Origin of the sequence: Bacteroides cellulolyticus (assembly GCF_025567135.1) — a bacterium.
Lineage (GTDB): Bacteria > Bacteroidota > Bacteroidia > Bacteroidales > Bacteroidaceae > Phocaeicola > Phocaeicola cellulolyticus.
In genome coordinates this window covers 24,920-45,576 of record NZ_JAOQJJ010000013.1, presented here as the reverse complement: position 1 = coordinate 45,576, position 20,657 = coordinate 24,920, and the positions used below count along the sequence as shown (strand labels likewise).

Below are 20,657 nucleotides of genomic sequence, written 5' to 3'. Positions count from 1 at the left end.
GCCACCACATTAAACACATTTTTTGACCTATATCAAAAAGCAATTATAAATGACTACTTTTCAGCTCTTATCCTGCTTAAAGTAGATATTGATATGCCAAGGAATGAAGCAATATATCCCAAATTCACCCTCTGGCATATATCCGGAAATCTCTTCAAAAGAACATTGTATCTCTCTTTTGCCGTCATGGTAAGATTATCAATCATTACACATTGTAAAGTAAGAAGACACTCCTGATGAATAACCCTGCCCCAATTAGCAATCTCAATATTGGTTTCATACAGTTTATTCAGAATATTTATCGGTATTGAATACGCAATAGTTGGTTCCACTGTTTCAACAAATTCAAACCCGGCTTTATTATGATATAAGCATAACAGCCCGAAAGTAATGTCACCTTCTTTTGAAAACCATGTAGTATGTTCATCACCATCCACCAAGCAATAAGAACGAGTCAAACCTTTTTCTATAAAGTAAACATTTCTATCAATAATACCGTCTCTTATAATTAAATGCTTAGACGGAAAATAATGTACAGTAAAATGCTCAATAAGTTGATTTATAGATTCATCAGAAACCGGATAATAACTTTTTATGGATTTTATTATATTGGGAAAAGTCATAAGTATCAGTTAAGTTCAGATAAAAATATTCTCAGTAAATCATATTAAATTTCACCTTCACATCCTTCACATAAATATACCTCCTCTACCTCAGTAATGGAATTGGTAAGCTAAAGATGCAAGATTCCAATTAAGGCTTAATACCTATACAAACTTCGCATTCATGAAAAGAAATAATTTTACAATCACATCTAAAACATAAAACTAAATCCTTTCTTCTGCGAAGCATTGAACTTTTCAATTTCTAACAAAAGAGACTTCTTTAATTGGCCGAACATGAAATCAAGAAAATACCGATTGTTTTCTTCCTCCTGTGATTGACGTAATGAAAGAATATACTCTTCTCTGTCTTCAATGAAAACCTTTGTAGGGAAAAGATTATGGCAGAACTGAATATAATTCATCAACAGACGTGCAGTCCTTCCGTTTCCATCGACCCACGGATGGATAGTCACCAAATTGAGATGGGCATTGAAACTTAATTCATATTGTTCACGCAATGTTTCGACTGCATTCTGCCTTTGCTGCAATACATTGCAAAATTCTTCTACTTTTACAGGGACTTTCGGATAATTCATATATGAGAATCCGCCAAAACCGGCAGTAACACCGCAAAGCCGGAAATCACCTTTCGAAGAATCGAATGATCCACCCATTACATTATATGTAGTACCTGTAGTACGCATCAGTGCAGCATTCAATCTCTGCAAAAATTCCGCTGTAACCGAAATTTTACGTTTGGCTTCATCTTTAGCTAGTTCGTATGCATTCTTTAAGTCCTCATTCATCAAATGATATACGAGTGGCTTTCCATTAGCAGTCAAACCCTCATCAAACAACATTTGAGTTTCCACTTCTGTAAGAGTAGAACCTTCGATAGCAGTAGAATGGGTTATAAGAGAATAGAGGTAGTACTTATCATAGTCCACCGACTCACTGATACCAAGCTTCTGAAATTCCTGATATAGTTGTTCAATCTCCTGCCAAACCACTGACTGCATATCTTGTAATTGATTGGTTGATTTTTTCAAAAATACATTCTTTTTATGTCTTAACAAAAGAAAAGAAATTGTTTTTACATGTAAAAACAAAAAAAGCTAAGTAATAGTCATTCCTATACTTAGCTTTTTTTCTTGTACCCAGACCCGGTACAAGGCATAGAAATCATAGGAAAATAAAAGAATTTATCTTCCTTATTATCAGTCATTTGTATATTTCTTATTTTCTCCATTTTTGCCATATTTTGCCCATTTTTCGTCATTAAGTACACTTTTAGTACACTTTGAAATTTCATATTCTTTTGTACCTTTGCAATATCGAAAAACAAAAGAAAATCAATTATTTAGCGTAATCACCCGGTTACGGTATCTAAATCGGGATAAAACCTCTAAACAATGGCAAAGTTAGAAAATAAAACGAAAGAAAACCCTAAATTGGAGCAAAACAGGCTGTCGGACGGCAGAATTAGTTTGTATCTGGAGTATTATTTGGGTAGAGAGGAAAAGCCTGTATTGGATGAAAACGGTAATCAGGTGTATTATGAAAGCGGTAAGATGCAGGGAAAGCCGAAGTTCGCTATCAAGCATCACAGGCGAAAAGAGAACCTCAGCCTGTATCTGATAGAGAAGCCACGTACCCCTGCGGAACGCCAGCAGAACAAGGAAACACTGGAGCTTGCTGTAAAAATACGTGCCGAACGTGAACAGGAGTTTAAGGAAAGTATGTTGGGCTACCGTCTGAAAAAAGACCGGAACGTGAATTTCTTGGATTATTTTCAAGCCTATATCAATGACTACACCAAGAAAGACATTCGGATGGTGCAAATCGCCTTAAGCCGTTTCAAGGACTTTTTGAAGGAGCATTACCCGATGTACGAGTTCGGCATCAAGCCTGAACTTATCACGAAGGACATGATGGAACAGTTCGTAGCTTATCTGCAATCCCGGAGCGTGGGCGAAGGGGCTAAAAGCATCTTCCAGCGTTTCAAGAAGATTATCCACTATGCGATTGACCACGATGTGATGCTGAAAGACCCCTGCAAAGGCGTTACCTGCAAGGCGGATAGCCAGATACTACGCAAGGACGTGCTTTCGCCGGAAGAAATCCAGCGGTTGATTGCGTGCCATTATGACAACGAGAACCCCAACGTAAGGCGTGCGTTTATCTTTTGCCTGTATTGTGGCTTGCGCTTCTGTGATGTGAAAGACCTTACCTATAAGAATATCGACTACGCTAATAAGCTGCTAAAATTTGAGCAGAACAAGACCAAAGGTCATTCCGCCAGTAGCGGTGTGGTCATTCCGCTCAATGACGGTCTTCTTTCGCTTGTGGGAGAACCGCCGGCAGACGGTAACAAAGACGCTCTCATCTTCAACCTGCCTTCGTATGAAAGTTGCTGCAAATCCGTCAAGCGTTGGGTGAAAAGAGCCGGGATAGATAAGCACATAAGCTGGCATTGCGCCCGTCACTCATTCGCCGTGAATATCCTCAACAATGGGGCGAACATCAAGACGGTTGCCAGCCTGCTCGGGCATAGCGGACTGAAACATACGGAGAAATACACCCGTGCGGTGGATAAATTGAAAGAGGAGGCGATAAACAGCCTGCCGGAATTAAAGTTTTAACCATAAAAGACTTACCTTTGCAATTATGGACTTTGAAGCATTAGTAAAACATATCAGCACGATACAAAGCACGTTGCAGGCGCAAGCCGCACACACTGTCCGCCGAATTCACAGACCCAATTCGGCACACGGTGAGTGCCGAATTACAATCCGTTAATAATCAACCAAGTGAATGGAATACACAAGCTGATAGATTATTTGAAAGATTACCGTATTCTCATTTAAAGTTTATTTCTAAAATAGAAAATCCGGTCAAACGTGCTTTCTATGAAATGGAAGCAATAAGGGGTTGTTGGTCAGCAAGAGAACTGGAGCGGCAAATCAATTCCCTCTATTACGAGCGCAGCGGATTGTCGAAAAACAAAGAAGCCTTATCTGCTTTGGTGCAACGGCAAGCCATGCCGCTGCAGCCCAAAGACATTATTAACACGCCCGTTACGTTGGAGTTCTTGGGATTGAACGACCGTGCTTTGGTAACGGAAAACGACTTGGAGCAATCCATTCTGGACAACCTGCAACGCTTCCTGTTGGAAATGGGACATGGCTTCTGCTTCGAAGCACGCCAAAAGAGAATCCTGATAGACGGGGATTATTTCTTTGCCGACCTCGTGTTTTACCACCGCATTTTGAAATGCCATGTCATCGTGGAATTGAAGATAGACAAGTTCCGCCACGAATACGCTTCGCAACTGAACCTATATCTTAACTACTTCAAGGCGGAAGTGATGCAACCCGACGACAATCCGCCTGTCGGCATCCTGCTTTGCACCGAGAAGGGCGACACGTTGGTAAAATACGCCACTGCCGGATTAGACCAGAACATCTTCGTGCAAAAGTATATGATAGAACTTCCCACTGAAGAGGAAATTAAGAAGTTCATTTCAACTGCAAACTATTAGCAATAAAAAACACTACTGGCGAAAAGAAGGAAAGCCATTCTTTCTCTTTTCGCCAGCACGTTTATTACTGCCAACAAGAATAGGTTTAGGTTAGTTTGGATGTATATACAAAAGACAGAACTAAACCGTAAATGCAGACGATAATTATAGCAAGTCACTTATGATACATTCTGTTCTTCCAAAACTATATTAGCATCATTATCGCATTTTTCAGGCTTAATCCGCTCTATACGACGAATATGTTTTGCCCTATTAGCTATAATTAACGGTACACGCTCGACAACAACAACCGATGTGTCAAGCCCCAACGCACTCGGTTCTCCAATGCCTATCTTTCTAATTAAGGCATAAAGGCTCATCAGCAAATTTTGTCGGCGGTTACGGGAATCTTCAGGATAATATATCCGGTGGATAATAATAAAGCGAAAATCACCCGGTATGCCATTCTTATGCAATGAAGGATAAGAGCTTGTTAGTTCTACTTCACCATCCGCAACAAGGTCATCAACTACTTGTCGTAAATAAAGGCTCACGCGCGGTTCTATACGAAAACCTATACGCATGGTTATACTAAACAATGTCCCTTTTATTAATGTGGAACAATTATATTCAAGTGTGTCTGGTGTATCCACAAATTCAAGGTTAATAAGCCAATAATGATCTGCCCGTTTAGGTTGCTTATTGATTATGGAATACAACAATTTATCGTCCACACAACCTTCTTTGTCTGTATGATTCACATAGACAAGATTAGAAGCATATTTGGATATGCTTTCGTCCGCCTTAATATCAGAAATAATGTTGTAGTATTCACTTAACCGTTTGGAAGACATATGTTTTCGACGAATTTTGTTGGCACTTACCCATACAAACATGATAAAACATAATAATCCACCTATTAACAGCGTAAACCAACCTCCGACCATAAATTTGGACAGGTTTGCAGCAAGGAAAATACCTTCAATAACACAATATCCGCCGACAAACAGTATTGATAGAATGCGTGGAATGTTATGTATATGCAAATAGAATCCCAACAACAATGTTGTCATCAACATTGTAATAGTTATGGCAAGTCCATAAGCGGCTTCCATGTGGGTGGAATCTCGAAACAACAATATAGTAAATATTACTCCAATATACATTACAAGGTTTACCATTGGAATAAATGACTGACCTTTTACGTTGGTAGGGTGCTTAATACGCATACGAGGCCAGAAATTCAAGTTCATAGCTTCACTCAATATGGAAAATGAACCGCTTATTAGAGCTTGGCTCGCAACAATAGCTGCCCCGGTAGCCATTGCTATGGAAAACAACAGTATTTCTTGTGGCATGATTGAATAAAATGGGTTCACTGTACCTTCTGCACTTTCCGGATGATGCAATACCCACGCTCCTTGCCCCAAATAATTTAGAATAAGCATCACCTTTACAAATATCCAACTGACCGTAATATTTCGTCTGCCACAGTGCCCTAAATCAGAGTATAAGGCTTCTGCACCAGTGGTACACAAGAAAACGGCACCCAATATCAGAAACCAGTGGGGGGATTCCACTAATAACCGTATGGCATAGTAAGGATTGAATGCCTTGAATACTTGAGGATAGGAAGTCAGACTGATAGCTCCGGCGATTCCAAGAAGCAGGAACCAAAGTAGCATAAATATGCCAAATGACCGTCCTATATTTTCTGTACCAAAACGCTGAACGAAAAATATAATGGTAATAATGGTCAGTGTAATAGGAATCACAGGCAGATGCGGACTGATACTTTCAAGTCCTTCTATGGCAGTTGTGACCGTAATGGCTGGAGTGATAATACCATCAGCAAGCAAAGTGCTCGCACCGATAATGGCAATGATGTAAATCCACCTTCTTCTGTGGCGGCGTAAAAGGGCATAAAGCGCAAGTATGCCACCCTCCCCGTTATTGTCGGCACGGAGAGCCACCAGCACATATTTCACCGTAGTCTGAAGAGTAAGCGTCCATATGATACAAGACAATGCGCCTAAAACATAATTTTCATCAAGAGCTTCTCCAGTATGAATGATGGCTTTCATAACATAGAGTGGCGATGTTCCAATGTCACCAAAAACAATACCCAATGTGATGAGTAACCCGGCAAATCCAAGTTTATGTTGAATATTGCCTTCTTTTGATAAGTTTGCCATAAAAAGTAGTTTTTTGTTCTACATATATTTGTTTTCCTTTTAAGCGGCGCAAATATAAAATAAAATCTTAACAATAAGATTTCACTTTTCTTTTTTCGTGAAAAATATCATATAAACCTTGACGATGGTCAAGGGACAAAGAGATAGAACTTACTTACCATATTTTCTCTCAAATAAATCCTTATTCTTTTTTCCCCATTCGAGCATAGCATCAATAATTGGGATAAGAGTAAGTCCAAGAGACGTTATTGAATATTCCGAGCGAGGTGGAAGCTCGGGGAATATGGTTTTCTTTACCAGACCATCTTCTACCAATTCTTTCAATTGTATGTCTAACACTCTTGGAGTAGCTTCTGGTAATGCCTTATGAAGCTCACTGGGCCGCATCGAGCGATAACGCAACTCATCCAATATACACGATTTCCATTTAGAGTCTATAAGACTCATGGTCAATCGTAACGGGCAATCCAAGTCTATAGGTATTTTTCGTTCGTACATATTATTCTGTTTTTGTGGTAAAATTACTAATAATATACAGAAGAATAAGTATACCGAATAAATTTTCGGTATATGAATAATTTTACGGTACTTGTATAAACAGAGGCTACCGCCTAACTTTGCAATAGAATTAATAACACATAAAATATAAAATTATGAGAGCTAATATTGAAGAATACAAAGCAGTGGAAAACGCTGCCATGAAATTTGTTAAAAGTGTAGCAGAAGGAAACAGTAGTTATGCAAAAGATCTATTTGTCGATGAAGCAGTCTTATTCGGCTATTTGGATGGCAAATTAGAACACGGTTCCATCGAGCAATTCTACCATAATGTTGATACGGTAAGTGCTGGTAATAACTTTAAGGCACGTATAGACATCGTTTCTGTGGAAGAAACTGTAGCAGTTGTGCGTGTATTAGAAGAAAAATGGGGCGACAGAATTGATTTTACAGATTATTTGCTCCTGTTAAAGATAAACAACGAATGGAAATGCGTAGCAAAAGCATATAATCAGAACTCAGATACTATTCAAAAATAAAAGGTGGAAATATCATGAGAATAACAGTTATCACAGGTAGTCCACGCAAACATGGCAACAGTTTCGCCATGACAGAAACTTTTATAAAGGAAGCAGAACATTGTGGGCATGAAATAAAACGTTTTGATGCAGCATTTATGAAGATTGGAGGCTGCCATGCCTGTATGACATGTTACAAGACTGGGAAAGCCTGTTCTTTCAATGAAGAATTTGACATTATCGCATCTTCAATAGTTGACTCCGATGCCATTGTATTTACCATGCCCGTTTATTGGTATTCAATACCGGCACAGATAAAGGGAGTTATTGATTGTATGTTTTCACTTGTGGTAGGCGGAAAGGAAGTTGCCGGAAAGAAATGGGGACTGATAACATGCTGTGAAGAAGACGGTCCGACCGTCATGGATGGTGTTCGTATTTCTATGGAAAGAACTGCAGCTTTGCTGAAATGGGAACTGGCAGGAGAAGTGCTCATACCAGGTGTACTGAATGAGGGAGAGATAAAGAATACTGATGGCTGCAAACAGGCGGCAGAACTGGCTTATAAATTTTGACAACAAATGAAAGTATTACTTATAAATGGCAGCCCTCATAAAAAGGGCTGCACTTATACGGCATTACACGAAGTGGAAACAACATTACAACAAAATGGAATAGAGACTGAAATGCTTCATTTGGGTAAAGCGCCTGTTTCTGGTTGTATTGCTTGTATGAATTGCATGACGACAGGTTTTTGTTTCCAAAAAGATATCGTACGAGATATCCAGATGAGGTTGGATGAATTTAACGGAATCGTCATAGGTTCCCCCGTCTATTATAGCGCACCGACAGGTCAACTGATTTCGTTTTTGAACAGATTATTTTTTGCCACAGAAAAACGTATGGCTGGCAAACTGGGAGCATCTGTAGTTTCTTGCCGACGGGGAGGAGCCTCTGCAACCTTTGAGCAACTCAATCAATATTTCACGATTTGCAACATGCCTATTGTATCATCTCAATATTGGAATTCTGTACATGGCTTCACACCTGATGATGTTAACCAAGACAAAGAAGGGCTACAAACCATGAGAGTCTTGGGGCAAAACATGGCATGGCTACTGAAATGCATTGAAAGCGGCAAGAAAGCAGGAATAGAAAAGCCAACATACGAACCAAGGCTAAGAACCAATTTCATTTAATAAAAGATGAAAGTTCATAATCAGGTCATGCTCGTTCCTGACTTTCATCGGTATTTATGCCATAATATCCGCGTCTTTCAGCACGGTTTCTTGCGGATTAGGGAATAATGATATTGTTCTAACCTTTAGCGAATGCCAAATTATTCATAACTTTGGATTATGACAAAAGACAATTTAATCAATCATATTTTTAATCATAATACAGCAGAAACCTTGCCCATTCCACCTAAGACCATATTGCTGGAGGAAGGTAAGATTGCGGATAGGATATACCTTATCCGCAAAGGTTGTCCGAGATTGTTTTTCTACAATGAGGGAAAGGATATAACCTTCCAGTTTTTCTTCGAGGGAGATTTCGTGGCTTCATTTGACAGTCTGTACAAAGGTACACCGAGCCTGTTCTAACTGGAAAGTATCGAGCCGTCAGAAGTCCTGTTTATAAAGAAAGAAGACTTCTACAATAAGATAGAAGGCAATTCTTCATTAAGAAAGCTATATGAAGAGAAAATTATAGAGAGGTTCAGCTTCTACCAGCACCTGTTCCTGTCCCGTATCAAGAATACACCACAGCAAAGGTACGAAGAACTGTTGAAGGAATATCCAAATATCATCCAACGAGTGCCGCAACATTACATAGCTTCCTATCTTGGCATTACTCCTGTTTCGCTCTCCCGCATCAGAAACCATCGCTAAGCTCCATTTCTTTACAATTGTTATCGTCCGTTTCCGATAAAGTAGTGACCTTTGCACCATTAAATTTGGAAATGTATGAAAAAAGTTTTTGTAATCGACTGGATTTTAATCGTTGTATTCATCGTGTCTGCCATTTCAGGAATTGGTCTGCACATAGCCGGACATGGGAACAGCCACGAAGTATGGCATAACTGGGCAGTGGTTCATGTCGTGAGCAGTGTATTGTTCCTTGTTGCCATCATATTCCATGTGACAACACACTGGGGGTGGTATAAGGGAATCATAAAAAACGGAATAGGCAGGAAAAGCAAGGTTACAGCAGTTCTGTCTATCATATTTTTATTGCTGTCCGTTACAGGTATCGTATTACTTGGAGTAAGCGGAGCAAACTCTCCACTTGGACTGTGGCATTATAAAATAGGTATCATAATGATAATCATAGCTATCGGGCACATTATAAAGCGATTGTCTGCTCTTCGCAAGTCCTTAAATACAAAAAACAGTAAGTTCCCGATATTTATAGCTTAGAACTTTCTTTAGTAACTTGTAAGAGGATATTCGGGAACAATTTGGGAACATTAATATAAAAAGGAAAGAGCTAAATATTTGATTTGCAAATACTTAGCTCTTTTTCTTGTACCCAGACCCGGGGTCGAACCGGGATGGATGTTACTCCACTGGTGTTTGAGACCAGCGCGTCTACCGATTCCGCCATCTGGGCTTGTTAACTTTCTATTCTCTGTCGGAATGAGGCGACTCGAACGCCCGACCCCTACGTCCCGAACGTAGTGCGCTACCAACTGCGCTACATTCCGAGTGAGAATTTTTCGTTTGCGGATGCAAAGGTATTCATAAAATCGGTATTTGCAAAACTTTTGTAATATTTTTTGCTCGAAAACATAAAATATCATTGTTGAATATAGGAAAATTCATACTTTTGAGCCGCAAAAGTATATTTTATAAGCTATAAACACCATGACAACAATATATCTTGCACGCCACGGACAAACGGAAGAAAACCTTATGAGGATTTTTCAGGGACATCTGCCGGGAACACTGACAGCCGATGGTATTGAGCAGGCACGAAACCTGGGAAAGGAACTTGAAGGTATCCAAATAGACTGCATACTGAGCAGCGACCTTAAACGTGTAGTCGATACAGTGAACTATGCCATGGCAAACAGACATCTGCCTTGGGAAAAGACAAAATTGCTCAGAGAAATAGACTGGGGGAAATGGACAGGGCTAAAGATAGACTCAGTTGATAAACAGAATCCTCCGGAAGATGCCGAAACCAAAGAAATGCTTTATGAACGTGGAAAGCGTATAGTGGAATATATAAAAGAGAAATACTCCGGGAAAAATGTACTGGTAGTGGCACATGGACTTATCAACCGATCCATCCAGGCTCATATATTGGGAGTAGATATAAACGAGCTTTACAACATTCCGCACATGAAGAATGCCGAAGTGAGGAAATTCACTTTATAAACAGAAAAGAGAGTTATTAACAAAAAAGAAAGTTATTAACAGGTATATGCAAAGCTGTTAATAACTTTCTTTTTTATGTATCTATATCAACCGGAAATCAAGGATGAACCAGAGTTCCAATGTTTTCTCCAGACATAACTTTTTTCAGATTACCAACTGTATCCATATCGAATACAATAATAGGCAGATTGTTTTCCTTACACATACATGTAGCAGTCAGGTCCATAACTTTAAGTCCGCGTGCAAGAACTTCATCATATGTTATTTCGTCGAACTTGGTTGCTGTAGGATCCTTCTCAGGATCAGCAGTATAGATACCATCTACACGAGTACCCTTCAACATTACATCGGCCTCAATTTCAATACCTCTCAATGAAGAGCCTGTATCTGTAGTGAAGAACGGATTTCCTGTACCGGCAGACATGATTACCACTTCGCCGTTTTCCATTGCTTCGATGGCTTTCCATTTGGTATAGAACTCACCTATCGGTTCCATGCGGATTGCTGTAAGCACACGTGCTTTCACACCTGCTGCCACAAGAGCAGAGCTAAGTCCGAGGCTGTTGATAACTGTAGCAAGCATACCCATCTGGTCACCTTTCACACGGTCGAATCCCTTACCAGCACCGCTAAGTCCGCGGAAGATGTTACCACCGCCAATCACAATACCAATCTGCACACCCATATCGTGTATTTCCTTGATCTGCTGTGCATACTCGCCAAGGCGCTTTTCGTCTATACCGTATTTCTTTTCTCCCATCAGGCTTTCACCGCTCAGCTTAAGGAGGATTCTTTTGAATTTAGCCATAACTTTTTATCGTTTATTATTTTATCGAAACAAAATTACTTATTTGATTATTACCTTACAAATTTTCAGAAACTAAAAAGCTTTCCAGCTTCTTCTCCGTCTGTTCCCATAGTTCTTTCATCTGTGGATGATGCAGATACTTGTCGCTTAATTTCCTCTGCTTGCAAGAGGCAAACATTCCGCCGGTAACTCCTTCGTACTTTTCATCAAGCAGAAGATGTATCGCTGTATCAGCTCCCTGTCGGGGAGTACGGATACACGGACGGAACAGAATATCCGTAAGAGGATCAAACCACATATCCATCCTGATGATATTGGTAGAAACGATTCCAGGGTCGGCAGCATTAACAGTTATTCCCTTGTCTTTCACTCTTTCAGAGAGTTCACGGGTGAAAAGCCAGAGTGCAAGTTTTGTATTACTGTATATAGGGATACGGAAGAAACTACCCTCACGTCCTTTCGTAAAGAAATTAGGGCCTATTTTTCCGATGGCGTACGTACACGAAACCATACTCACAATCCTGCTCCCTTCGTGCATCAATGGCAATAACAAACGTGTAAGAAGATACGGAGCCAGATAGTTCACTGCCACTGTATGTTCGAAGCCGTCTTCCGTACGTGTGAAATGAGTACACATCGTGCCGGCATTATTCATCAGAAGTTCCACTGAAGGTGTTTTTCTCTTAATCTTTCTTGCGGCCTCAACCACCGATTCCATAGAAGACAGGTCTGCCTGAACCACCTCGATATCATCATTGCCGGTATCAAGAGCAATCCTGCTTTTCTTTTCCTCACCCTTGAAACTGGTGTAACACACCATTATCACATGATAACCTGCCAACGCAACGGCCTTGGTTATTTCCGAGCCCATACCTCCGTCGGATCCCGTTATTACAGCAGTCTTTTTCATCATTTGTTCTCCAATTTTTCAATTTCTTTTTTCAGGCAAGGCGGAAGTTCTTCTTTCAGATGCTTATGACATGCCATATCCACTGTGTACATTCTGCCTATACAGTAATTGCTGTGTCCGCAATTGCACCGGGCACATTCTTCCATCTTCATACGATTGACAAATCCCGGTTCATTCAGCAGGGCACGCCCCATCTGTACAAACTCGAATCCTTTGTTCAGCACCTCATCTATTTTCTCTCTTGAAACAAGTCCGCCTACATATACCAGCGGAATATCCTTTATCTGCTCTCTGAACTTCAGTGCATCATCAAGGAAATAAGCCTCGCTGAAAGGTACTGTAGGTATCATAAGATGTCCGAAGAGTTTTACACCGTACTTCAGCCACCAGCAGTCCATATAATGAGTAAGAGTCTTTATAGGCATTGTGCCACGCATGACGTACATAGGTGCCTTACTGACAAAACCTCCACTAAGCACAAGGGCCTGAGCACCGTCCTCTTTCAAACGCTGCGCCACTTTCAGGCTTTCGTCTATATCCATTCCTCCCTTGAAGCCATCGCGCATGTTCATCTTTACCAGAACAGCCATATCGTCTCCGGCAGCTTTCATCACCTCTGTCATAACTTCGTCCATGAAACGCATCCTATTCTCTAACGAACCGCCATACTCGTCCTTTCTGTGGTTGGTATATGGTGAAAGGAACTGGCTTATCAGATACCCGTGTCCGGCATGTATCTCTACGGCATCAAAACCTGCCTCACGAGCCAATCTAACAGAATCTCCATACGCCTTTGCCAAAACAGGAAGCTCATCCTTACGGAGTCCGCGGACAAACGTCGGCGAATAGAGATTAAATCCTGTACATGCACCGACAGGCGTTTCGCCACATATCTTCTTGTGCGACATGTTTCCACAATGCCCCAGCTGAATGCTTACAGCTGCCCCCTCACGATGGATAGCGTCAGTAAGTTTCTTCAGGTCGGGAACAATCTCAGGACGCATCCACAACTGTCGGTCGAAAGACAGTCCGCTTCGTGTCACCGCAGCGTATGCCACAGTAGTCATTCCCACTCCACCATGAGCAACCGACACATGATAGTCATACAAAGCCTTCGACGGCTTGTTGCCGGGACACATACTTTCAAAGGCAGCCGAACGTATAGTACGGTTTCTAAGCGTCAAAGGGCCAATCTTATATTCTGTAAAGAGTTTTGATGTTTCCATATTCCTAATATATATAAGGTATCAAACATTTTCTTTTTCCTACCACTTCCGTTCCGAACTCCTCCACATAACGTTTTCTTATTGCGTATGCACGTGGAGCGAGATTGGCAAAAGTCCATACCACGAATACCCATGCCGCCGCATCGCATGTAAGTATGGCAAATCCTGTCCATTCCATCAGCTCTCCCAGATAATTGGCAGACGTGACGTAACGGTACATTCCTTTTTGCGGGAAATAGTGTCTTGTATCACCTTTCGGACGAAGATGTCTTATAACATTGTCCGAATGAAGGTTTATCACCATTCCTGCAATGAATATCAACGTTCCTATTATGAAATAAGGTGAATAAAGCCAGTCGGTCGAATATTTTTCAAAATTATCAATATGGAACAATGAATATCCTATAAGAAAACCGTTGATAAGATTAAACACTACTCCCATAAGCATTATACTTACGGGCATCTTGCTCTTACCTTTCATCAAAAGCGGGAAAACAAATGCCCTCTGGAAATAATGTATCTCAAAAAGGATGAAGAAAACAGCGGGAACGGACATCAGCGAATACTGTCCGGTGTGCCACATTACTGCCATAAGAATAAATGCTGGACATTCCATTATCACCCACCCCACTTTATTGGGAAGGCTCAAGCCCCAACTTTTGGTGTGGAATATACCATAGCCTGCCTTTATGAAAAATAAAGCAATGAATACTATTATAGCCAACACAGGCATAATGTACATCAGGACATTAAACAAAGTATTAATCATAGAATTCGTATTTTCCCCAAATTTATGATTTTATTTCCATTCGGTCAATTATTGATGACAAAACATGGAGCTAAATAAGAAAAACGCCTGTTCTGAGAAACCGTTACACGTACGTGTAACGCTCGTGACACGTTCGTGTTACTATAGTGACACGTTCGTGTTCCATCCGTCACACGTACGTGTGACGGTTTATGTATATTTTCATAAAAAAAATCCAACCGTAGTTTAAATGGTATTTAAACTCCGGTTGGACACCTTATATATACGAATCTATTTCGACCTTAACGCCTCAACTATAATCTCTGCCGCTTTTTCGGACGCTCCTGGATTTCCCAATATACTTTTCAACTGCGAGTACCCATCCTGTACACTTTCACGTTTATCCCCTCCGGGCAATATTGCAGCAAACTCATGCTTCAGGTTAGAGGCTGTCATACCGTCAGCTACAAGTTCTTTCACTGTTTCCTTACCTGTGATAAGATTTACCAGCGAAACATACTTCACTTTCAGAAGAAACTTTCTGAGGAAAGAGACTAGTTTTCCGGCCGACATATAGTAACATACCACCTGGGGTACTCCAAACAATGCTGTTTCCAGTGTTGCAGTGCCGGACGTAACCATAGCCGCCACAGAATACTGAAGCAATCTGTATGTCTGCGAAAATACTATTTTCGTCTCAGGAGTTATGTATTGTTTATAATAATCATGTGATATACCTGGCGCTCCTGCCACCACAAACTGATACTGCGGGAAGGAACGGGCTACTTCCATCATACGAGTTAGATTATCCCTTATCTCTTGTTTGCGGCTTCCGGCAAGTATCGCCACTATAGGTTTGTCTGACAGCCCGTTATCTTTAATAAAAGAAAGTCTGTCAGAAGGATGATTTGCAAGATATTCCGAAACTGAATCGACACTAGGATTGCCTACATATGATATAGGGTAATTATGCTTCTTATAGAAATCTATTTCAAAAGGAAGTATGGAAAGCATCTTGTCTATATCACGCTTTATATCCTTTATACGGTATTCCTTCCATGCCCATATTTTAGGAGAGATATAATAATAGACAGGGATATCCGTATGCTGCTTGATATATTTGGCTATTTTCAAGTTAAATCCCGGATAATCCACCAGAATTATCACATCAGGTTTCCATTCCAATATATCCGATTTACACAGACTCATATTGCGGAATATGGTACGCAAATGCAAAAGCACGGGAATAAAACCCATATATGCCATATCCTTATAATGCTTGACCAGTGTTCCACCCACACTCTGCATAAGATCACCTCCGAAAAAGCGGAATTCTGCATTTTCATCATACTTTTTCAACGAGCACATAAGGTTTGAAGCATGCAAATCGCCTGAGGCCTCTCCTACTATCAGATAATATTTCATGTAAGTTTTGAGTTTTTAAGTTTGTAAGTTATTGAGTTTGCAACTGTAACCTTGTAACTGTTGCCTTGTTTTCTTAAAGAGACCAGTTCCACGACTTCATATTCTCCATTAGTTCGTATGCCGTAACATCAACTTTTGTCGGTGTTATGGCTACATAACCGTTATCTAGAGCCCAATGGTCTGCGTCTTCGGCATTCGGTTCATAATTTTTATAAGATCCTGTCAGCCAATAATATCCACCGTGACGGGGATGGTTACATTCGGCAAATTCGTTTATCCACACTCCGTCTGTCTGACGGCATATACGAACACCTTTCAGATCTTTCGTATCAGGGAAATTCACATTAAGACATGTTCCGTAAGGAAGTCCGTTTTTCAACGTCTCCTTCACAATCTGTCTGACATATGGCAATGTAAATGAGAAGTCTGCATCAGAAGCATGATTACAAAGAGAAAAACCGATTGATGGAATTCCTTTCAGACATCCTTCTATTACTATCCCCATTGTTCCGGAATAATGTACATTGACAGAAGAGTTATCACCATGATTTATACCTCCTATAATCATATCGGGAGTACGTTCCAAGATAGTATGCATGGCCAGTTTGGTACAATCTACCGGAGTTCCACTACATTTATACACCACCAGTCCTTCTTCCTCCTTAACCTTTTCATAGTGCACAGGAACAGCAGAAGTTATTGCACACGAAGCACCTGAACGGGGGCCGTCTGGAGCCACGACAACCAAATCGGCTTCACCGCGCAATGCTTTTATTAATTCGTTGATACCTTTAGCCTGATAGCCATCGTCATTCGACAGCAATAAAAGAGGTTTACTATTTGCCATATACATAAAGGGATTAAAATCACAGTTACTTTAAAAACGACGTAAAGTTACAATCTTTTCAGATAATGCTACAAAAAACTATGTGACAATACGTTTTCAAATCTTAATCTTCATAAACCGGATTAGTTTTTTATGTGGTTTTCAGTATCTTTGCCCAAGTTTAGTTATTAACAAAAGCAGTGAGTTATCAACACTTTCTGTAAAAGTAACAGTTTTTTAATTGGTCGTATCACTAATTATTAGTTATTTCGCACCAAGATTAAACTGATTAATATGGGAAAAATAATTGCTTTAGCCAACCAAAAAGGCGGTGTAGGAAAAACTACTACAACAATAAACTTGGCTGCATCACTGGCTACTCTGGAAAAAAAGGTATTGGTAATAGATGCCGACCCACAAGCTAATGCTTCTTCAGGTCTTGGAGTAAACGTAAACGAAATCGATTGCTCAATCTATGAATGCCTTATCAATCAAACTGATATAAGAGAAGCCATTTATACAACCGATATTGACAGATTAGACATCATACCATCTCACATAGACCTGGTAGGAGCTGAAATAGAAATGCTTAATCTGGAGAACAGAGAAAAAATAATGAAAAAGGCTCTGGAACCGATGAAAGATGAATATGACTATATACTTATTGACTGTTCACCATCACTCGGACTTATAACAATCAACGCCCTGACAGCCGCAAACTCTGTCATCATACCGGTACAGTGTGAGTATTTCGCCCTTGAAGGAATAAGCAAACTGCTGAACACCATAAAAATAATAAAGACTAAACTTAATCCGTCATTGGAAATAGAAGGTTTTCTTCTGACAATGTACGACTCCAGATTGCGTCTTGCAAACCAAATATATGATGATGTAAAAAGACACTTCCAGGAACTGGTATTCAAAACCATCATCCAACGCAACGTAAAACTGAGTGAAGCACCAAGCCACGGAATACCGGCCATACTGTATGATGCCGAATCAACAGGAGCCAAAAACCATTTGGCATTGGCCAACGAAATAATAATGAAAAATATTTAATAAGATATGGCAGTACAGAAAAAATTTGCATTAGGAAGAGGACTGGACGCACTTATATCCAACAATGAGGAAGTGCATACATCCGGTTCGTCAAATATCGGCGAAATAGAGTTGAGCAAGATTTCTGCCAACCCTAACCAGCCGCGACGTGAATTTGACCCGATAGCATTACAGGAACTTGCCGATTCTATATCAGAAGTAGGTGTAATTCAACCTATTACATTAAGGAAAATAAACGACGACTCATATCAGATCATTGCCGGTGAGAGAAGATACAAGGCTTCAGCACTTGCCGGACTTAAAACCATCCCGGCTTACATCAAGACTGCAGATGATGAAAATGTGATGGAGATGGCGTTGATAGAAAACATACAAAGGGAAGACCTGAACTCACTGGAAATAGCCCTTGCCTATCAACACCTGATAGAACAATATGAACTGACTCAGGAAAGGCTAAGCGAAAGAGTAGGAAAAAACAGAACTACCGTAGCAAACTATCTGAGACTTCTGAAACTACCTGCCACTATCCAGGTCGCATTAAAAAACAGGGAAATAGATATGGGACACGCACGTGCTCTCCTCTCTATAGACGATCCGCAGATACAGTTGAAAATATTCAATGAAATAATAGCCAACGGATATTCCGTAAGAAAAGTGGAAGAACTTGTAAAATCGCTGAATGCAGAAAAGCAGGAAAAGAAAACTGTAAAGAATGAAAAACTGCCTGAAACATTCGGAGTTCTGCAAAACCATCTCTCAAGTTTCTTCGGAGCAAAGGTACAGTTGTCATGCAACAATAAAGGAAAAGGTAAAATAAGTATCCCGTTCAATGACGAAGCCGACCTTGAAAGAATAATGGAAATATTGGATTCGTTAAAACAACCAGAATAAAGATTAGAGTTTTGAAACATAAAGTCCACATATATCCTATAATGGTTTTATTCTGTATCTCCATCATGTTGTTTCTCGACATGAAGGGGGTTCAGGCGATGTGCGTGCATGAACTAATGACTGTCAACAATGAAAGAAACATCATTAACGACAGCATAACAGTAAACGCACAAGACAGTATCATATCACTCGAGCAGGACGACAAAGTTGCGCAAAAAATCAAAGAACTGGAATCTCCTGTCGATACTGCAATGATTTCATTAAAAAGCGATTCTATTCTGAACGAGAAGGAGAAAAAGCCTGTAAAACGCTGGATACCTGACTCAAACAAATCATTATGGATGGCAATGGTACTTCCGGGTGCCGGACAGATTTACAACCGTAAATACTGGAAATTACCTATAATATATGGTGGATTTGTGGGTTGCGCATACGCCCTGACATGGAATACAAAGATGTATAATGACTATTCACAGGCATATCAGGACATTATGAGCGACAACCCTAACAATGACAGTTACAAAGACTTCATTCCGCCTTACGTTGACATTGAAAGCAATCTGGAATATTATCAGAATACATTCAAGAATGCCAAAGACATATACCGTCGCCAGAGAGACCTTAGCATATTTGCATTCATAGGCGTTTATCTGTTATCGGTTATCGATGCATATGTGGATGCTGAACTGTCTGATTTCGACATATCAAAAGATTTGAGTCTTAAACTGGAGCCGACATTATTTAATGACGTATTACGTAACCGCCCGCAAGGTATAGGCTTACAATGTAATATTAAATTTTAGAGTATGAGAAAAATTTTAATTAGCCTTTTATCATTAGTTTTTTCCACTTTGTATGCACAAGAGAAAGTGGAAACTATTACCGTAAGGAATGACCAAGGAGAAAATGAAGAGATAGAACTTCCACAAGGAATGCTTTCTGCTACTGACAGTTTATACCTCGACTGGATTTCGAAAAACTATATTACACCTATAAGCTGCGAATCAGGGTATTCCAATCCCAATATAAGCGATTCTGTATATATAGACAGACTTCAGCGAATTCCCGCAATAATAGAAATGCCATACAATGATATTATCAAAAAATTCATTGACCAATACACTACAAAATTGCGAGAGACTGTATCATTCATGCTAAGTGCAAACAATCTGTATATGCCTATATTCGAAGAAGCACTGGAAATATACGGATTGCCATTGGAACTCAGATATTTACCGGTAATAGAATCAGCCCTGAACCCTAATGCGGTTTCCAGACAGGGAGCTACAGGATTATGGCAATTCATGTTAAAAACAGGAAAAATCTATGGCCTTGAAGTAAATTCTCTGATTGACGAAAGAAGGGATCCTATTAAATCGACATATGCGGCAGCAAGGTATCTGAAAGATCTTTATGATATATATCACGATTGGAATCTTGTTCTGGCAGCATATAATTGCGGCCCGGGAAATATCAACAAAGCAATCAGACGTGCCGGAGGAGCAACAGACTTCTGGTCAATATACAATCTATTGCCAAAAGAAACCAGAGGATATGTTCCGGCATTTATTGCAGCAAATTATATAATGACTTATTATTGCGAGCATAACATCAGACCAATGGCTATGCAAATGCCGGAAGGAACAGATACAATCCACATCAACAGGAATTTAAACCTGAACCAGATAGCAGATGTATGTAAAATGAATATCGAACAGCTTCGCGCATTAAACCCCGAATTCAGAAAAGACATAATTCCGGGCAATACAAAAACTTATGCGCTAAGACTGCCAAACAATATGGTAAGTTGTTTTCTGGAACACGAAGACAGCATTTACAATTATAAACCTCAAACATATCAGAACAGAAGATCCACTGTAAAAGTCACAACTCCTAAAACCGCCGAAGTATATCATAAAATCAGGAACGGGGAAACACTGGGAGGTATAGCAATCAAATATGGAGTAAGCGTTAACCAGATAAGAAGACTGAACGGCATAAAAGGAAGCAATATACGTGCCGGAAAGACTATCAGGATTAGATAA

Annotated in this window: 20 protein-coding genes, 2 tRNA genes and 2 pseudogenes; 12 read left to right on the top strand and 12 right to left on the bottom strand. The window is 40.1% G+C overall.

The window, feature by feature from the left end; translation table 11 throughout:
• Positions 1–53: 53 nt before the first annotated feature.
• On the bottom strand, positions 54–623 hold the full coding sequence (locus OCV82_RS11400) for a Crp/Fnr family transcriptional regulator (protein ID WP_154044494.1): 570 nt from the start codon (positions 621–623) through the stop codon (positions 54–56).
• Between the two features lie 191 nt (positions 624–814).
• Positions 815–1,624 carry a Fic family protein gene (locus tag OCV82_RS11395; protein WP_154044528.1) on the bottom strand — a complete coding sequence of 270 codons (810 nt, stop codon included), beginning with the start codon at positions 1,622–1,624 and terminating at the stop codon, positions 815–817.
• Between the two features lie 393 nt (positions 1,625–2,017).
• Between OCV82_RS11395 and OCV82_RS11390 the strand changes: the two genes are divergently transcribed.
• A complete protein-coding gene (locus tag OCV82_RS11390) occupies positions 2,018–3,247 on the top strand; it encodes a site-specific integrase (protein WP_154044493.1) in 1,230 nt (409 codons plus the stop codon).
• Between the two features lie 92 nt (positions 3,248–3,339).
• Positions 3,340–4,146, top strand: a pseudogene (locus OCV82_RS11385) (PDDEXK nuclease domain-containing protein); the annotation flags it as partial.
• 158 nt (positions 4,147–4,304) lie between these two features.
• On the opposite strand, the gene OCV82_RS11380 reads toward OCV82_RS11385, so the two are convergent.
• On the bottom strand, positions 4,305–6,320 hold the full coding sequence (locus OCV82_RS11380; RefSeq protein ID WP_154044492.1) for a KUP/HAK/KT family potassium transporter: 2,016 nt from the start codon (positions 6,318–6,320) through the stop codon (positions 4,305–4,307).
• Between the two features lie 150 nt (positions 6,321–6,470).
• Entirely contained in the window at positions 6,471–6,818 is a 348-nt protein-coding gene (locus OCV82_RS11375; protein ID WP_022053090.1) for a winged helix-turn-helix transcriptional regulator, read from the bottom strand.
• A 155-nt stretch (positions 6,819–6,973) separates the two neighbouring features.
• Between OCV82_RS11375 and OCV82_RS11370 the strand changes: the two genes are divergently transcribed.
• From OCV82_RS11370 to OCV82_RS11345, 5 genes and pseudogenes are all read left to right on the top strand, one after another.
• Positions 6,974–7,357 (top strand): nuclear transport factor 2 family protein, encoded by a 384-nt coding sequence (locus OCV82_RS11370; protein ID WP_022053089.1) that lies wholly within the window; start codon positions 6,974–6,976, stop codon positions 7,355–7,357.
• Positions 7,358–7,371: 14 nt separating this feature from the next.
• On the top strand, positions 7,372–7,911 hold the full coding sequence (locus tag OCV82_RS11365; protein WP_154044491.1) for a flavodoxin family protein: 540 nt from the start codon (positions 7,372–7,374) through the stop codon (positions 7,909–7,911).
• 6 nt (positions 7,912–7,917) lie between these two features.
• Positions 7,918–8,535 (top strand): flavodoxin family protein, encoded by a 618-nt coding sequence (locus OCV82_RS11360; RefSeq protein WP_022053087.1) that lies wholly within the window; start codon positions 7,918–7,920, stop codon positions 8,533–8,535.
• 159 nt (positions 8,536–8,694) lie between these two features.
• Positions 8,695–9,228: pseudogene (locus OCV82_RS15245) on the top strand (Crp/Fnr family transcriptional regulator).
• Between the two features lie 75 nt (positions 9,229–9,303).
• Positions 9,304–9,756 carry a DUF4405 domain-containing protein gene (locus OCV82_RS11345; RefSeq protein ID WP_071148000.1) on the top strand — a complete coding sequence of 151 codons (453 nt, stop codon included), beginning with the start codon at positions 9,304–9,306 and terminating at the stop codon, positions 9,754–9,756.
• Positions 9,757–9,865: 109 nt separating this feature from the next.
• On the opposite strand, the gene OCV82_RS11340 is transcribed toward OCV82_RS11345, so the two are convergent.
• Together OCV82_RS11340 and OCV82_RS11335 are read right to left on the bottom strand one after the other, a co-directional pair.
• Positions 9,866–9,949, bottom strand: a tRNA-Leu gene (locus OCV82_RS11340).
• Between the two features lie 21 nt (positions 9,950–9,970).
• Positions 9,971–10,043, bottom strand: a tRNA-Pro gene (locus OCV82_RS11335).
• Positions 10,044–10,203: 160 nt separating this feature from the next.
• On the opposite strand from OCV82_RS11335, the gene OCV82_RS11330 reads away from it, so the two are divergent.
• Positions 10,204–10,719: a histidine phosphatase family protein gene (locus OCV82_RS11330; protein ID WP_154044490.1), complete on the top strand. Its 516-nt coding sequence runs from the start codon at positions 10,204–10,206 to the stop codon at positions 10,717–10,719.
• A 97-nt stretch (positions 10,720–10,816) separates the two neighbouring features.
• Here the strand turns inward: OCV82_RS11330 and pyrH are convergent, their stop codons facing one another.
• The 6 genes from pyrH to surE all read right to left on the bottom strand — a co-directional run bounded on the left by pyrH (position 10,817) and on the right by surE (position 16,683).
• Positions 10,817–11,527, bottom strand: a complete 711-nt coding sequence (gene pyrH / locus OCV82_RS11325) for a UMP kinase (protein ID WP_154044489.1) — start codon at positions 11,525–11,527, stop codon at positions 10,817–10,819.
• Positions 11,528–11,582: 55 nt separating this feature from the next.
• Positions 11,583–12,437 (bottom strand): SDR family oxidoreductase, encoded by an 855-nt coding sequence (locus tag OCV82_RS11320; protein WP_154044527.1) that lies wholly within the window; start codon positions 12,435–12,437, stop codon positions 11,583–11,585.
• Positions 12,437–13,663, bottom strand: coding sequence for an NADH:flavin oxidoreductase (locus tag OCV82_RS11315; RefSeq protein ID WP_154044488.1), 1,227 nt, complete (start codon positions 13,661–13,663; stop codon positions 12,437–12,439). Before OCV82_RS11315 ends, OCV82_RS11320 begins: the two co-directional genes overlap by 1 nt.
• Positions 13,664–13,667: 4 nt before the next feature.
• Positions 13,668–14,432: a DUF1295 domain-containing protein gene (locus OCV82_RS11310; protein ID WP_154044487.1), complete on the bottom strand. Its 765-nt coding sequence runs from the start codon at positions 14,430–14,432 to the stop codon at positions 13,668–13,670.
• Positions 14,433–14,702: 270 nt separating this feature from the next.
• Complete coding sequence (lpxB, locus tag OCV82_RS11305; protein ID WP_154044486.1) at positions 14,703–15,836, bottom strand: lipid-A-disaccharide synthase; 1,134 nt, start codon at positions 15,834–15,836, stop codon at positions 14,703–14,705.
• A gap of 73 nt (positions 15,837–15,909) precedes the next feature.
• Complete coding sequence (gene surE, locus OCV82_RS11300; protein ID WP_154044485.1) at positions 15,910–16,683, bottom strand: 5'/3'-nucleotidase SurE; 774 nt, start codon at positions 16,681–16,683, stop codon at positions 15,910–15,912.
• A 273-nt stretch (positions 16,684–16,956) separates the two neighbouring features.
• On the opposite strand from surE, the gene OCV82_RS11295 reads away from it, so the two are divergent.
• The 4 genes from OCV82_RS11295 to OCV82_RS11280 are packed head-to-tail and all read left to right on the top strand — an operon-like array spanning position 16,957 to position 20,657.
• Positions 16,957–17,721, top strand: a complete 765-nt coding sequence (locus tag OCV82_RS11295) for a ParA family protein (protein ID WP_154044484.1) — start codon at positions 16,957–16,959, stop codon at positions 17,719–17,721.
• A 6-nt stretch (positions 17,722–17,727) separates the two neighbouring features.
• Positions 17,728–18,612, top strand: a complete 885-nt coding sequence (locus tag OCV82_RS11290; RefSeq protein ID WP_154044483.1) for a ParB/RepB/Spo0J family partition protein — start codon at positions 17,728–17,730, stop codon at positions 18,610–18,612.
• A gap of 11 nt (positions 18,613–18,623) precedes the next feature.
• A complete protein-coding gene (locus OCV82_RS11285) occupies positions 18,624–19,415 on the top strand; it encodes a DUF5683 domain-containing protein (protein WP_235340134.1) in 792 nt (263 codons plus the stop codon).
• Positions 19,416–19,418: 3 nt separating this feature from the next.
• Positions 19,419–20,657 (top strand): lytic transglycosylase domain-containing protein, encoded by a 1,239-nt coding sequence (locus OCV82_RS11280; RefSeq protein ID WP_154044482.1) that lies wholly within the window; start codon positions 19,419–19,421, stop codon positions 20,655–20,657.

What these genes read in the sequence shown, in the direction of transcription:
- OCV82_RS11400 (WP_154044494.1), bottom strand. Translation starts at nt 623, where the DNA reads ATGACTTTTCCCAATATAATAAAATCCATAAAAAGTTATTATCCGGTT.
- OCV82_RS11395 (WP_154044528.1), bottom strand. Translation starts at nt 1,624, where the DNA reads ATGCAGTCAGTGGTTTGGCAGGAGATTGAACAACTATATCAGGAATTT.
- OCV82_RS11390 (WP_154044493.1), top strand. Translation starts at nt 2,018, where the DNA reads ATGGCAAAGTTAGAAAATAAAACGAAAGAAAACCCTAAATTGGAGCAA.
- OCV82_RS11380 (WP_154044492.1), bottom strand. Translation starts at nt 6,320, where the DNA reads ATGGCAAACTTATCAAAAGAAGGCAATATTCAACATAAACTTGGATTT.
- OCV82_RS11375 (WP_022053090.1), bottom strand. Translation starts at nt 6,818, where the DNA reads ATGTACGAACGAAAAATACCTATAGACTTGGATTGCCCGTTACGATTG.
- OCV82_RS11370 (WP_022053089.1), top strand. Translation starts at nt 6,974, where the DNA reads ATGAGAGCTAATATTGAAGAATACAAAGCAGTGGAAAACGCTGCCATG.
- OCV82_RS11365 (WP_154044491.1), top strand. Translation starts at nt 7,372, where the DNA reads ATGAGAATAACAGTTATCACAGGTAGTCCACGCAAACATGGCAACAGT.
- OCV82_RS11360 (WP_022053087.1), top strand. Translation starts at nt 7,918, where the DNA reads ATGAAAGTATTACTTATAAATGGCAGCCCTCATAAAAAGGGCTGCACT.
- OCV82_RS11345 (WP_071148000.1), top strand. Translation starts at nt 9,304, where the DNA reads ATGAAAAAAGTTTTTGTAATCGACTGGATTTTAATCGTTGTATTCATC.
- OCV82_RS11330 (WP_154044490.1), top strand. Translation starts at nt 10,204, where the DNA reads ATGACAACAATATATCTTGCACGCCACGGACAAACGGAAGAAAACCTT.
- pyrH (WP_154044489.1), bottom strand. Translation starts at nt 11,527, where the DNA reads ATGGCTAAATTCAAAAGAATCCTCCTTAAGCTGAGCGGTGAAAGCCTG.
- OCV82_RS11320 (WP_154044527.1), bottom strand. Translation starts at nt 12,437, where the DNA reads ATGAAAAAGACTGCTGTAATAACGGGATCCGACGGAGGTATGGGCTCG.
- OCV82_RS11315 (WP_154044488.1), bottom strand. Translation starts at nt 13,663, where the DNA reads ATGGAAACATCAAAACTCTTTACAGAATATAAGATTGGCCCTTTGACG.
- OCV82_RS11310 (WP_154044487.1), bottom strand. Translation starts at nt 14,432, where the DNA reads ATGATTAATACTTTGTTTAATGTCCTGATGTACATTATGCCTGTGTTG.
- lpxB (WP_154044486.1), bottom strand. Translation starts at nt 15,836, where the DNA reads ATGAAATATTATCTGATAGTAGGAGAGGCCTCAGGCGATTTGCATGCT.
- surE (WP_154044485.1), bottom strand. Translation starts at nt 16,683, where the DNA reads ATGGCAAATAGTAAACCTCTTTTATTGCTGTCGAATGACGATGGCTAT.
- OCV82_RS11295 (WP_154044484.1), top strand. Translation starts at nt 16,957, where the DNA reads ATGGGAAAAATAATTGCTTTAGCCAACCAAAAAGGCGGTGTAGGAAAA.
- OCV82_RS11290 (WP_154044483.1), top strand. Translation starts at nt 17,728, where the DNA reads ATGGCAGTACAGAAAAAATTTGCATTAGGAAGAGGACTGGACGCACTT.
- OCV82_RS11280 (WP_154044482.1), top strand. Translation starts at nt 19,419, where the DNA reads ATGAGAAAAATTTTAATTAGCCTTTTATCATTAGTTTTTTCCACTTTG.